The sequence below is a fragment of the Rouxiella sp. T17 genome (assembly GCF_036663475.1).
GTDB lineage: Bacteria > Pseudomonadota > Gammaproteobacteria > Enterobacterales > Enterobacteriaceae > Rouxiella.
Genome location: NZ_JAWUEA010000024.1, coordinates 50,617 through 63,399 on the forward strand (window position 1 = coordinate 50,617; position 12,783 = coordinate 63,399).

Annotated in this window: 11 protein-coding genes and 1 riboswitch; of the genes, 9 read left to right on the forward strand and 2 right to left on the reverse strand. The window is 48.7% G+C overall.

All coding sequences use genetic code 11. The features are described from left to right. The first annotated feature begins 526 nt into the window (after nucleotides 1-526). From SC206_RS05795 to SC206_RS05805, 3 genes are read left to right on the forward strand one after another with little or no spacing between them, the layout of a single operon-like run. Nucleotides 527-856, forward strand: a complete 330-nt coding sequence (locus SC206_RS05795) for a helix-turn-helix domain-containing protein (RefSeq protein ID WP_332735076.1) — start codon at nucleotides 527-529, stop codon at nucleotides 854-856. Further along, nucleotides 841-1,152 (forward strand): HipA N-terminal domain-containing protein, encoded by a 312-nt coding sequence (locus tag SC206_RS05800; protein ID WP_332735078.1) that lies wholly within the window; start codon nucleotides 841-843, stop codon nucleotides 1,150-1,152. The genes SC206_RS05795 and SC206_RS05800 overlap by 16 nt, the downstream gene beginning before the upstream one ends. Further along, nucleotides 1,149-2,210, forward strand: a complete 1,062-nt coding sequence (locus SC206_RS05805) for a type II toxin-antitoxin system HipA family toxin (RefSeq protein ID WP_332735080.1) — start codon at nucleotides 1,149-1,151, stop codon at nucleotides 2,208-2,210. The genes SC206_RS05800 and SC206_RS05805 overlap by 4 nt, the downstream gene beginning before the upstream one ends. A gap of 85 nt (nucleotides 2,211-2,295) precedes the next feature. Here SC206_RS05805 and SC206_RS05810 read toward each other — a convergent pair whose 3' ends face one another. Next, complete coding sequence (locus SC206_RS05810) at nucleotides 2,296-3,339, reverse strand: tyrosine-type recombinase/integrase (RefSeq protein ID WP_332735083.1); 1,044 nt, start codon at nucleotides 3,337-3,339, stop codon at nucleotides 2,296-2,298. Between the two features lie 314 nt (nucleotides 3,340-3,653). On the opposite strand from SC206_RS05810, the gene SC206_RS05815 reads away from it, so the two are divergent. The 4 genes from SC206_RS05815 (at nucleotide 3,654) to SC206_RS05830 (ending at nucleotide 7,905) form a co-directional block, all read left to right on the forward strand. Further along, the gene (locus SC206_RS05815; RefSeq protein ID WP_332735085.1) at nucleotides 3,654-4,814 is read left to right on the forward strand and encodes an IS30 family transposase; all 1,161 of its coding nucleotides are present in this window, start codon (nucleotides 3,654-3,656) and stop codon (nucleotides 4,812-4,814) included. A 148-nt stretch (nucleotides 4,815-4,962) separates the two neighbouring features. Continuing rightward, nucleotides 4,963-5,574, forward strand: a complete 612-nt coding sequence (locus SC206_RS05820; RefSeq protein ID WP_332735087.1) for a hypothetical protein — start codon at nucleotides 4,963-4,965, stop codon at nucleotides 5,572-5,574. A 420-nt stretch (nucleotides 5,575-5,994) separates the two neighbouring features. Further along, nucleotides 5,995-7,011: a hypothetical protein gene (locus SC206_RS05825; protein ID WP_332735089.1), complete on the forward strand. Its 1,017-nt coding sequence runs from the start codon at nucleotides 5,995-5,997 to the stop codon at nucleotides 7,009-7,011. Between the two features lie 534 nt (nucleotides 7,012-7,545). Beyond that, nucleotides 7,546-7,905 carry a hypothetical protein gene (locus SC206_RS05830; protein WP_332735091.1) on the forward strand — a complete coding sequence of 120 codons (360 nt, stop codon included), beginning with the start codon at nucleotides 7,546-7,548 and terminating at the stop codon, nucleotides 7,903-7,905. On the opposite strand, the gene SC206_RS05835 is transcribed toward SC206_RS05830, so the two are convergent. Continuing rightward, on the reverse strand, nucleotides 7,877-10,885 hold the full coding sequence (locus SC206_RS05835; RefSeq protein WP_332735093.1) for a Tn3 family transposase: 3,009 nt from the start codon (nucleotides 10,883-10,885) through the stop codon (nucleotides 7,877-7,879). The genes SC206_RS05830 and SC206_RS05835 overlap by 29 nt on opposite strands. A gap of 158 nt (nucleotides 10,886-11,043) precedes the next feature. Here SC206_RS05835 and SC206_RS05840 point away from each other — a divergent pair, with 158 nt between their 5' ends. Together SC206_RS05840 and SC206_RS05845 are read left to right on the forward strand one after the other, a co-directional pair. Further along, nucleotides 11,044-11,607, forward strand: a complete 564-nt coding sequence (locus SC206_RS05840) for a recombinase family protein (RefSeq protein WP_332735095.1) — start codon at nucleotides 11,044-11,046, stop codon at nucleotides 11,605-11,607. Nucleotides 11,608-11,699: 92 nt separating this feature from the next. After that, nucleotides 11,700-11,774: riboswitch (Fluoride riboswitch) on the forward strand. A gap of 105 nt (nucleotides 11,775-11,879) precedes the next feature. Then, nucleotides 11,880-12,782, forward strand: a complete 903-nt coding sequence (locus SC206_RS05845; protein ID WP_332735097.1) for a manganese-dependent inorganic pyrophosphatase — start codon at nucleotides 11,880-11,882, stop codon at nucleotides 12,780-12,782. The last annotated feature ends 1 nt before the right edge of the window (nucleotide 12,783 follow it).

The window sequence follows — 12,783 nt, forward strand, 5'->3', positions numbered from 1 at the left end:
TAAAACTAACTGATTAGTAGAAAGGGTGGTATGACATCCATATTGAGTAATTATTATGCTTTTTATATATGTTGTAACTAAGTAGTATGCATTAGCATATGTAAATGTTCTTCTTTCATATCTGCTTTAACTTCATCATCACAAGAATTGATGAAAACCAATATCACCTTTAGTTCACTGATTTATAAGACATTGTCACGCCTTCGTGGCACATATAAAAAAAATAATCGAATTTTAGCCCTATTTAATGGGCCTCAGGCACTAACGAATCTTCAAATTAGGTTAAAAATAGAGAAATTACGGTATACCGTGATGAGCTTAGAGAATTACCTTAGTAATTCTCTATTCCGCACCTAATAAATTAGCTTTCCACAAAGTGTCAAAAATGACACTTCTTTATCTTATTGATTGTTTATAGAACACAAAAAAAATAATAATTGCGTATAAGCTCAAATTTGAACCTTTTTACCTTTCCGCGCTACAGATTTAGCGCTACTTTGATATAAAAATACGGAAAGTGTCAAAAATGACTTCAGACAATATAAAAGACTGGGTAAGTAACCTGTCACAAGTAGAAAAAAATCTCTTAATGGCTCAGCTGAAAACCACTTCCAGCAGCGGCGAGGGCCTGCTGTCCTCACCTTCCCCACGGCACCCGCTTGAACTGGCGGCGCTGGGGAAAATCCTGGCGCGTGAACTCAAACGCCAGGGTCTCACCTATGAAGAGATGGCCCTGCAGATTGGCGTCTCCGTCTCGACCTTTAAAAGAATAATCGCCAACCCCGCCATGGCGCGGGCCGGGAATCTTCACGCACTGCTCGCCGAGCTGGGGATACAAGTATGGCTCGAAAGATAGAAGTCTGGCTCTATGGCCGGGCCGCGGGCCTTCTGCAGGAGGACCGCGACGGGTTTGCCTTCGTCTACCATCCCCACTACGCCGGCCCGGCGGTCTCGCTCAGCATGCCCGTCACGCCGGCACCCTATTTCAGCCGAGAGCTGCACCCCTTTTTCCGCGGGCTGGCACCGGAAGGCTGGTTGCGCAAGCGCTATTCCGAAATTCAGAAGATTGACGACCGGGACCTGCTGGGGCTGCTGATGCATAACGGCAACGACCTGCTCGGTGCTATCGTCTTCAGGGAGGTCACACCATGAATCCGACCCGCTGCCTGATAAACCTGTCCCTGCTGAAAGCGCGGGAGCAGGAAACCGGGTATTCGACCAAGGGGATCCGCCACCTGCTGGGCGCGCCGGGGGGGGGGCTGACCCTGCCGTTTACCCGCCGCCAGTTCGTGCAGGACCTGCCCCGCGTCCAGCAGGGCATGAGCATTTCGGGCTACCAGCCCAAGCTGTCGCTGCGCCGGGTGGACGGCGAATTCAACGTCGTGAACAATGACGGCACCTACATCCTCAAACCCTCGCCGGAGGCCTACCCCGGCCTCGCCGAAAACGAACATGCCACCATGTGCGTCATGCAGCGCCTGAAATTTCCGGTGCCACCCTTTGGCCTGCTGCGCTTTCGGCGCGAGGAACACCAGCCGGACGAGCTAGCGTTCATTATCCGGCGCTACGACCGTCTGGGCCCGGAGAGCCGGCGCCTGCATCAGGAGCAGCTCGACGGCGCGATGGGAATAGAGGATAAATACGGCCACGTGGCGGGCAGAAAGGCGGTCAGTTACGAGCAGGCCGCACGGTTTTTGAACGCGCACGTCAGCCGGAGCCTGCAGGGCAAGCGCGACGTCTTTCTGCGCATCGTGTATGCCTATGTCCTGGGCAACAACGATTTTCACCTGCGCAATCTCGGGATCCTGCACCCGCAGGAGGGGGCCGCTAGCCTGGCCCCGGTGTATGACTTTATCAGCGTCGTGCCCTATCCGGCCGCCTTCGGGGAATACCTGGCCCTGCCGCTGCTGGCATGCGAGGAAAATGATGCAGGCATGGCGCCGGGGCTCGATTCCGCCTACGGCGAATATGTCGGGGCCGATTTCATCCTGCTGGCCGCGGGGATGGGGATCAACCCGGCGCTGGCCGGAAAGTGGCTCGCCGAGGTGGTAGGGACCCACCCGCTCATCGTCGACACCTACACCCACAGCCATATGCCGCAGGCGCAGCGGGAGGCCGTGCTGGCCTACGTGGCCAGAAGGATGACGTTGCTGGGCGTCACCGCGCTGGGTGCGTCAGCGGTTCCCGCAGAAGACGGGCCGGCACGGTGACGGCACGCGTTGCCGTGCCGGCAACGTCGACGTTGATTGCCGCATGGCAGCCGGGGTGTCCCGCCTGCAGCGGGCTCCCCGGCCGTCACGTCCCGGCCGGGGGGGCCCCGCCGTTTTCCATCATGTCGACCATCGCCCCCCGCTGCGCCTCGATGTGGCGCAGGTAGCGCATCAGCGTTTCGGTCTTTTTCCAGGTGCCCTCCTGCATGATCCGCGCCACCGCATAACCGTGACGCGCCATGTCCTGGGCGGCGCCGACCCGCGCGCTGTGCCCGCTCCAGCCGCGGTAGCGCCCCTTGTTGGCCGCCGCCGCCGTGGCCGGCCCCACCGTGTCCCAGGCCCGGGCAAAAATGGCCTCCAGCGCCGGCGCGCTCAGCGCCGCGGTGGTAACGGTCGCCCGGTTGGCGCGGTGGACCGGGCAGAACAGCAGGGCGTCCGGCTCGGCCGCCAGCCCCGCCGCCGCCATCCATTCCTCCAGGCGCCGGGTCGAGGCCGCGCTCAGCGCCTTGACCAGCCCGCCGGCCTCCACCACCGTCTTGGTCCAGCCGACGTGCAGCAGAATGCGCCCGTCCGCGGCGCGGTCGACGTCGCGCACCCGCAGCCGGGCCAGCTCGCCGATGCGCAGCAGCGTACCGTAGGCCACGTGCAGAAAGGCCAGGTTGCGCACGTCACGCAGCCGCGCCGATCCGTGCCAGGCGCGGTCCGCGGCCAGCAGGTCGCCGAGACAGAAGGGCACCGCCTGGCCGGTGCGCTCGCCGGCCACCACCGCCGCGCGGTTGATTTTACGCAGCGTGCGAAAGACCAGCGGCGAGGCGGTGGGCGGCACCAGCCCCGCGTGACGGTGTAACATCGAGATCAGCGCCGCGTGGGCGCGCACGGTGGTCGAGGCCCGCCCCGCGGCCTGCAGAAACGTCAGGTAGTCGCGCAGATCGGCCGACGCCATCGGCAGAAATTCCCGGCCGTGGTCCTGAGACCAGCGCGCGCAGCTGCGCATCACCGAGAGCAGCTGCCGCCAGGTGTTGGGCGAGAAGGCCTCGCGATCCTGCACGAAGTCGCGCAGCCGGGCCGCGAGCGCGGGCTCCAGCGCGGCCAGAACCGGAAACGCGTCCGCACCGGCGGGATTTGTCATCAATAACTCACCTTTTGTCCAAAATTTTACCATGTTGCGCTACGTGAAATCTGCGCCGCCGCCGGGGGTCGAGTACACCAGAATTCGCGTAGCGTTGTCATTTTGCCGGCCGCCGGCGGGCGGCCCGGTTGCTTTCTAGGATACGCGCAACGGCGCCCGGGGTCGCTAACTTTATATAAACACCATTATATAAACTTAGGATTTTTTACTTATACTCCGAAAACTTATACCAAGTAGTATTGGTTATGTCTGCTATGTGCTGTGAGTTCAACGGGTCGATGCAACGCTATCCTTAATCAAGGGGGGACGTTGCCATGAAACGAAGAACGCGCATTTACTACACGCCAGAACAGAAAGCGATTATCTGGGACAGGTATAAGCAAGGTGATCCCCTGCATGATATCGCCAGAATGTTCGACAGATATCACTCTTCTGTTATGCCCACTATTCACCAAACTGGTGGTTATCGCCCTCCTGTCAGAAAGCGACACCGGCTGGCTCTTTCACTTGATGAAAGAGAGGAAATATCCAGGGGGCTGGTAGCAAAAAGTAGCATCAGGGACATCGCTGACAAATTATCAAGAGCCCCTTCAACTGTTAGCCGCGAGATCAAAAGGCATGGAGGTGCAAAACATTACCGAGCTGCAAAAGCTGATAAGGACGCGTGGGACAGTGCCCTGAGGCCAAAACCTTGCAAGCTAATTGGATGCCCCGCATTGTGTAAAATCATTGCAGAGAAGATGTATCAGGACTGGTCGCCGGAACAAATCGCCGGTTGGCTTAAACGCTGTTATCCGGATAATCAGGAAATGCAGGTGTCACACGAAACGATTTATAAAACGCTTTTTATACAAACCCGGGGAGCTTTAAAAAAAGAGCTGCAGCAGTGCCTAAGAAGCGGAAGAGTAGTACGTAAATCCAGAACGACATCACTTAAAGGAAAGGGATTAGGCTCAATTCCGGATGCAATACCTATCAGCGAAAGGCCATCTGATGTTGCAGACAGAGCCATACCAGGTCACTGGGAGGGAGACCTGATACAGGGCTCTAAAAACTCATATATTGTCACGATGGTAGAACGCCATTCCCGCTTTGTTATGCTTGCCAAAATCAGTGATAACAAGACAGCCACAGTCATATCCGCACTAATCAAACAAGCCCGGCAGCTGCCTGTTGAACTGTATAAAACATTAACTTGGGATCGAGGGGCGGAAATGACTAATCACACCCTTTTTACTGTAGCGACAGAAATTGAGGTCTATTTTTGTGATCCTCAATCTCCCTGGCAACGCGGCTCCAATGAAAATACGAACAGATTGCTTAGGCAGTATTTTCCAAAAGGAACTGACTTATCGGTTCACAGCCAGCAAAGACTAAACAGTGTTGCCAGGCAGCTCAACGAGAGGCCAAGAAAAACGCTAGACTATGAATCACCCGCAGAGCGTTTTAACCAATGTGTTGCATCCATCGGTTGAACTCACAGCCAGAAGCGGACGTTACTTGCTTTATTTGACCTGCTTTTGCAGATAAGTCATAATTTATAGTTAAAGCCAACTCCTTATAAATATTTTAATCAAATAAAATGTTATCAACACTCATCCAAAATAAATAAAAAGGGAATCTATGATTCATAATACCCTTAGCACTGATAAGCAGTGTAAACGCGCTATTTATCATGAGCTTGGACATTGGTTGATGGGACGTAACGTTGGCTTCGATGTTGGGAAAATCATAATTGGGACATCTCACGTTGGTGTTTATGGCAACTCGGCGATTAATCCCTCACCTAAAACAAAACTAGATAGTACCAATGCCATATATGAACATTTGTTTAACCGGGTATGCATACTCAATGCCGGAGTGATTGCGGATATTCTTTGGCACAAAAAATATGAACTGGAAATCGACAGTAAAAATGACACCTCTTTTTTTTACAATAATGGAGTAATGGATAAAACTGCCATAACAGACAAAGGAAAAATAGAAGAGCTGCTACCCATTATGAACGGTATAGTTAACACTCCGGCTCAAGATGAAAAATTACTAAAGAAACAAATGGATGCAATACAAGGAAAGGCATGGGATTCCTCTCTGTCGTTTTTACAAAATAATAAAGATTTGGAATTCATGGGGAGTGAATTAATTAAGGAGTTCGGAGAGTTTGGGAAGCAACATTTCACAACTGAATATCTAATTAAGTTGCAAGAGAATTCAAGGGCAAGTGAAAGCCTCTAATGTTCGCTCCTCGCTCAAAGCTGCCTTTGGTTCTGATACAAACAGCCAAGTACCCAGAAGCGGAAGTTGGTTGTATCGTGCAATGCTGATTTATAAAGAGCCTGTAAAGCCAACTTGAACTACCAAATCTAACTTCCAAGATTGATCGAGGCGATGGCTGTTGCATATTCTCAATACCGCTCAGCCGGATCAGTTTACGACGGTCTCAACTAGATGTATAATATTTACTGGTAATCGGGCTTGCTTTAAATTCTATAATTTATCAATGTGATAAGCCGTACGGAACTTAATATTACTCACATGCTGGCGATTAGCGGGACATAAAACAGGTATTAACAATCTTAAAGATCGCAATATGGAATAATACTAATTGAAAGAAAGTGAACATTGATAGTTGAACAACTTGCATAAAGGGTCAATATGAGCTTTAAAAATCAGACTAAAAATCAGCATTTTTTCTCGCGCATTGAGCAACGATTGAATGCAATCAATTTAAACTCAAAAAAAGATAGCATGAAAATTTACTCGTTTTTATTACTGGATCGGGATGATTACAAGGTCGAGTTGAAATCAATAAGCGGTAATAAAATATCAAGTAATCTTGCCTATATTGACCTCTTTAGTTTTGACTTTCTAGACAATGGAATAAGGCATAACTTCGAAGAGGCTTTTGGGAGGTATGAGGAGAAAATTCTTGAGTCTACACTGACTTTTATTAATAAAATTGAAAGCAATAGCAATGATATTTTAAACGAGCTAAACGATGTCTTAGCCATGAAATTCCTTAATTTTATAAGGAATCCTTTTAATATAGAAAAAGTTTTGAACACTTTTGGTGCTTTGGCTGACTACTATCCATTAAACAGTAAACTACGCGCCGAATACGATAAAATAGAGAAAAGAAATGATAAAGGCGTGGACAGAATTTGTCAGCTTTTTGACGTTGAAAAACACCAGTATTTCAGATGGATGAGGGTTATTTTTTTGATTTTGATGGATTCAGAAAATAATGGAAGAAATATGCTAGATGACATCATTTACCAGTTTATCACTGATAAAAAACAGGCAACGGCTGTTTGGGTTTATAAATTTACTGATGAACACGCAGATAAAAAAGTATGTCTATCTGATAGATCGTTCGTAGACCTCGCTGACCCGGAAAATGGTAGCCTGGTTATGGCTTTTAATCTCACGGCTAATTGTTTCATAAAACTTGCTATGCTCGATGTGAGAACTCTTTTGGAAAAAAATCCAGAGCGACCAGATACGGTTGAGAACTTAATGGCAATTTTAGAGAGCACACCTAAAAACATAGAAATAAGATTGCTAACGAATGGTGAATATGCTCTTGAGGCGCTAGCCCATTACAATAGAACAGCAATCCTTCAATGTCACACAAAGGTTTACTGTTCATCCTCTAATATTTATGGGTTATAAACGGCTTTATTTACGGGTAGACTGAGGAATACAAAGCTATTAAATTTATTATTATGTGCCGATCAGATTTTTACATAAATACTATCAGCATCCACTTATGTGAAAATAAAATATAATGCTTAAGTAATTGTTATCCAAAAAAAATACAATAAGTTGTAGTTGTCACTGATTTATATTCTCATTATTTAGAGCGTGCAAGATTAAGTAACTTGGAACAAACTTGGCAACCGAGTGGAAAGCTCATTATGACCTGTTCAAGATTTGTATGAAACTTCCGCTTTTCGCTCTCAGCGGACCTTTAGCTTAGATAGCCAGTCTACTCCGTGCCAGGCGTGGATATTGATAATATTTTATAAAATTACCTTTGGAGAGGGGTTTCTTCTAATGGTACTGGCTAATAATAGAGGAACTGTTTATTGATAAGTTAACAACTGCTAACACGAGCTGTTAATTGTTATTATCGAATGTCAGTTATTATATCTTTGCTAAAGGGATAAAATGAATGCTTGCATATATTGTGGTCAAGAAGGGAAAATGACTAGAGAACATATACTCCCGTCTTTCATCTATGAATATCAATATAGTACAGCATCTGGAAAAACTATAGGATGGCAAGAAAAATCAAAAAAAATGATAAGTGGTGAAGCTAAAATAAAAGATGTTTGTTTCCATTGCAATAACAAAGTTCTATGTGATTTAGATGGTTATGTCAAAAATATGCTAGAGCGCTCTGGTTTCTTTACAGAGTGTTTTTTAAAAGAAAAAGTTAATATCGATTATAATTATAGTTTACTCTCTCGTTGGCTACTTAAAGTTGCATTCAATTCATCTAGGGGTTGGAGGGCCAGTGATGTAAAAAACCACGCTAAAAGCTTAATTTATTGTTTATATTGAAATTTAATTTTCTTAGTTCGCCCTTCAGAATTTCTTCCGGTAACGAAAACGTATAATGCCCCAGCATATTTATATGGCCATGTATCAGCGGCGATAATCTTGCCAGATGCTCCTCCTCAGGAGTCTCTCCCGATTTGCGAAGATGTGACAATGCCTCCTGCATGTAAATGGTGTTCCACAGCACAACCGCATTGGTTACCAGGCCCAGAGCACCCAGTTGATCTTCCTGACCTTCACGGTAGCGTTTTCTGATCTCACCACGCTGTCCGTAGCAAATAGCCCGAGCCACGGCATGACGACCCTCGCCCCGGTTAAGCTGGGTGAGTATGCGTCGTCGGTAATCCTCATCATCGATATAGTTGAGGAGATATAAAGTCTTGTTGACCCGCCCCACCTCCATAATTGCCTGAGCCAGACCAGATGGTCGGCTACTTCTCAACAGTGAGCGTATGAGCTCTGATGCATGGATTGTCCCAAGCTTCAGTGAGCCCGCCATTCGCATCATTTCATCCCATTGGGATTCTATTTTCGTCAGCTCAACACATCCCCGGGCCAACTCATCCAGGGCACCATAATGTGCCGCTTTATCTGCACGCCAGAATATCGCCCCACCTGCATCGGCCAAGCGAGGCGAGAACTGATAGCCCAGTAACCAAAACAGGCCGAAAATAATATCGCTGGATCCTGCCGTGTCCGTCATAATTTCTACCGGATTCAACCCGGTCTGCTGCTCCAGAAGCCCTTCCAGCACAAAGATGGAATCACGAAGCGTACCGGGAACGACAATGCCATGGAAACCGGAGTATTGATCGGAGACGAAGTTGTACCAGGTGATACCGCGTCCTGAACCAAAGTATTTACGATTCGGTCCGGAATTAATCGTTTTCACCGGTGTGATAAAACGCATACCATCTGCGGAGGCAACTTCACCACCACCCCAGAACCCGGCGAGCGGCAGCGAGGACTGATAATCAACCAGCCGCGCATTAGCGCTGACAAGTGTTTCTGCACGGAGATAATTTTGCTTAACCCAGCTCAGTCGATGACGAGTAAGCGCGGGAATATTATGCTTTATAAGAGGCTCATGCCCGATATTGCAGGCTTCAGCCAGCAGTGTTGCGCACAGACTGACGTGTAGGTCCTGCGCCCGGGCACCTGATTCACTGACGTGGCTGAATTCGCGGGTAAAACCGGTTCGGGCATCTATTTCAAGCAACAGCTCGGTCAGATCAACGGGTGGGATCAGTTCTCTTACCCGACGGTTCAGTTGTATCAGTGCCGGTGGCTCATCCAGTTTATCCAGACTGCTGATCGTCAGTGAGGGGTGCTTACCTTCATTGCTTATGTTGACCGCAGCGTTACAGGCAAAACGTGAAGCCACTGATTTCCATGTGTCATCAAGTCGCGTAGCCAGTTGCTCTGCTGCTTTAGTTCCGTCTGATGGATGACCCAGCGCCCGACATACCGGGATCCGCTGTGCCTGCCATTCGGCTCCCTGAAGCAATTTCTGACGTGGGTCACCCCACCGGTCACTGTTCTCCAGCCAGAGGTCACGACGGCGCAAAGAATCCTGAAGACGCTCGAGAAGACACAACGAGTAACCCGCGCGTAGAATCCTGCCATCTTTGTCGTATACCAGACGTTTCCAGGGGCCGGAAATGATGTGCTCTGGTGCATCGTCGAGAATTCGCTTTTTTGAGCCACTCAGTTCGGCCAGATAATGGATTGCTGACAACGTGTGCTCCCCGGCCGGGGCAGCCTGAAAGTGTAAGTCACGTAACATTGCGGACAGGAAACGCTTCACCCGCCCATATTGCTCCACCATTTCATCCTGAAAATGAGTATCCTGCGGGCGTGCCAGCTCATTTACCTTGCCGACAGATTCAACAAGTTTGTCCTTTGGTATGCGGCGAAAAATAGCCTGCCGAAGAGCTGCCTCATCGGTATTCTCATCAAGTAATAGGGTGCATGCCCGTGCCAGTAATAGCGCGGCACGATCAAGATCTTTTAGGGTCCTGAGCCGCTTTTTCTGCCCGATATTTTTCGCAGAGCGCATGATGTCCAGTATCAACATATCCAGTACATCCACGGCCTCGTCAAGCGCCGAAATTTCCTGCGCTTTCACAAATGCAGTAAGCACGGCCAGTCGTCGTTCTTCAGGCATTCTGGCTATGTATTTTACCGAAGTCATTCCGGCATAACGGGTTAAATTACGCAGCTGGATGGCCGGCAGACCAGAGAAATTCAGCCGGGAAAACTCCATGCTACGCAGTCGGGTATATCGCCCCAGAGCGTCTGTAAAGGCCGGTCCACTGATAGTGACTGGACCTTTTCGCATCTCCTCCAGCACCGATATACGCTGTCCCTCAGGTATTTCAAGTAAACCCTCCAGTTGTGCTTTCTGCCAGCTGTCAGGCAACAACGCCAGCATCCGCCACAATCGTCGGCTTGCTCGTTCACGTACTCCGCCAATCAGCCTTGTCAGCGTTGAGGCTGCGGGGAGCAGGATCTTATTTTGCAGCAACCATGCGGTGGCAAAATCAAACAGCAGGCCTGGACGCTCATTGCTGAGCCAGACGCGGGTATAGAGCAGACGCTTCAGCCTGAACGTCCACGGGAAATCACCAAAATCATGATAACCATAATGGTGCTTGATAAGCCCCTGATGCTCCCAGCGGGTATTTTCTCTTTCAGCATAACGGGAAAGGATTTCCAGTCGGCTGATGTTCAGCTGCGTAGCAATGTAAAAACGGATAATTGAGGGGATTTGAAGATGATCGGAAAGAAATGTTCCCAGGAAGCGTGCCGTGGTCAGTTGAAGAGCTATCCCCAGACGGTTATGTTTTCCCCGCCGCAGGTTGATAAAAGCCAGATCACGCTCATCCAGATGAAAATACCGGGCCAGCTGAACTTCATTTGGCTCGGCCACATAGCGACCGTAGTTTTCTGTCTGCTCACGGGTAAGAAAGTCATCACTCATCGCGCATCCTTTCGTAAAGGGTGTTCTGTCCTGTTGTTTATAGTCTCAAATATTATGAATTTTGAGACCACTAAAAATGGCATCAAACATAAGTATCAAAAATCGTGATTTATATCTTATGATACTATGTTGTATCAATATCGATTTTTGAGACCAATATGGCATTACTGGGGTATGCAAGAGTATCAACCAGTCATCAAAAACTGACGCAGCAGCTCACAGAGCTGAAATCTGTTGGTATCAGAGATGACAGAATTTTTACTGACATGATGTCGGGAGCCACGGATGAACGCGAAGGGTTACAACGGCTGCTTGCCCGTGCCGAAAAAGACGACATCATCATTTGTACAAAAATGGACAGGCTTGGCCGCAATACAGCGGATATGATCCACATTGTGGACGCCTGTTACAAAAAGGGGATCGCCATTCGTTTTTTGGAAAATGGGCTGAGTACTGAAGGTACTATGGGGAAAATGGTGATTCAGATACTCGCGGCTGTCGCTGAAGCTGAACGTGAGCGCATCCTCGAACGCACCAACGATGGTCGACTGGTTGCTATGGCTGCTGGTGTTAAGTTTGGGCGTAAACCTCACCAAAAATCAGCAATGGTACGGGAACTTATCAGCCAAGGTGCCACCGTTAAACTCATCATAGAGAAAACGGGTATTTCTCGTGCAACGTATTTCAGAATAAAAAAACTCACCCGCCATTCAACGAATTGAGACCTTAAAAATTTTCTGAAGGCCCTGACGATTTAGCTCTGGCTGAAGATGCAGGAACTTTTGTTGCGCACATCGCGATTTTCACCTATGATTTTTATCAAGGTGATGGTGTTCCACCTTTCCCAACCGCCGGACTTTTCAGTTCGGATGATGACGCCTGATATACATTTTTGCTTTTCTCCTTAGGCACGTATGTCAGGTACTCTTATGAAAAAAATTCTTTATAGTCACTCATCCATGCATTGCTCACCTTATTTATTAAAGGTGTCGCTATGATTTATGTTTTTGGCCACCAAAATCCCGATAGCGACAGTATCTGCAGTGCACTTGTCACCGCAGACTGGTTAAACATGCTTGGGAAGTCTGCAACCCCATTTCGGCTGGGTGAAATTACCCCAGAAACCGCCTTCATTTTGCAGCAAGCCGGGGTTGAAGCTCCTCGATTACTTAGCGAAGACTTGAGTGGGACGCCGGTCTGGCTGGTCGATTTTACCGATGCGGAACAAGGACCTCCTTCTTTAGCTCTCAGCAATATTGTTGGCATCATTGACCATCACCGACTGGGTACTGTGATGACACAAAACCCTCCGGATGTATGGATACGCGCCGTCGGATGTTGTGCCACTATCCTCTGGCAAATCCTTACCTTTGAAAACCAACTGAGTATTTCCAGCGCTCAGGCTACCCTGATGTTAGGGGCTATTTTGAGCGATACAGTTGTCCTCAGCTCACCGACGACGACCGTTCATGATATTGCCGCCGTAAAGGCTTTAATCGCAATCAGCAAACTCAACTATGACCCCTTTGTTAAGGGGTTACTTGCCGCTAAAACCGATATCCGGGGGCAAAGCCCCCACACTCTGCTTATGAAGGATGCTAAACGCTACCAGATTAACGGCCTCTCGGTGCTCCTTTCACAAATTGAAGTCGCGGCCATGTCCGAAGTGGATTTGGTGCTTCCCGACCTTCATACAGCACTGATGAAAGAATGTCAGTGTGGCGGTTTTGACATTGCAGCGATGGCTATCACAGATATTTTTCAAAAAAACTCAACGTTATATTTCTCAGAAAATAATGCGCTCAACTTCGCGAGTTTGTCCCTGCCTGGGGTTATCAGCAGGAAAAAAGACATACTGCCGTGGTTGACGAGCGCTATATCAACCTCCTGGAGGTAAT

Coding starts and splice junctions, on each gene's coding strand:
- SC206_RS05795 (WP_332735076.1), top strand. CDS start 527: ATGACTTCAGACAATATAAAAGACTGGGTAAGTAACCTGTCACAAGTA.
- SC206_RS05800 (WP_332735078.1), top strand. CDS start 841: ATGGCTCGAAAGATAGAAGTCTGGCTCTATGGCCGGGCCGCGGGCCTT.
- SC206_RS05805 (WP_332735080.1), top strand. CDS start 1,149: ATGAATCCGACCCGCTGCCTGATAAACCTGTCCCTGCTGAAAGCGCGG.
- SC206_RS05810 (WP_332735083.1), bottom strand. CDS start 3,339: ATGACAAATCCCGCCGGTGCGGACGCGTTTCCGGTTCTGGCCGCGCTG.
- SC206_RS05815 (WP_332735085.1), top strand. CDS start 3,654: ATGAAACGAAGAACGCGCATTTACTACACGCCAGAACAGAAAGCGATT.
- SC206_RS05820 (WP_332735087.1), top strand. CDS start 4,963: ATGATTCATAATACCCTTAGCACTGATAAGCAGTGTAAACGCGCTATT.
- SC206_RS05825 (WP_332735089.1), top strand. CDS start 5,995: ATGAGCTTTAAAAATCAGACTAAAAATCAGCATTTTTTCTCGCGCATT.
- SC206_RS05830 (WP_332735091.1), top strand. CDS start 7,546: ATGACTAGAGAACATATACTCCCGTCTTTCATCTATGAATATCAATAT.
- SC206_RS05835 (WP_332735093.1), bottom strand. CDS start 10,885: ATGAGTGATGACTTTCTTACCCGTGAGCAGACAGAAAACTACGGTCGC.
- SC206_RS05840 (WP_332735095.1), top strand. CDS start 11,044: ATGGCATTACTGGGGTATGCAAGAGTATCAACCAGTCATCAAAAACTG.
- SC206_RS05845 (WP_332735097.1), top strand. CDS start 11,880: ATGATTTATGTTTTTGGCCACCAAAATCCCGATAGCGACAGTATCTGC.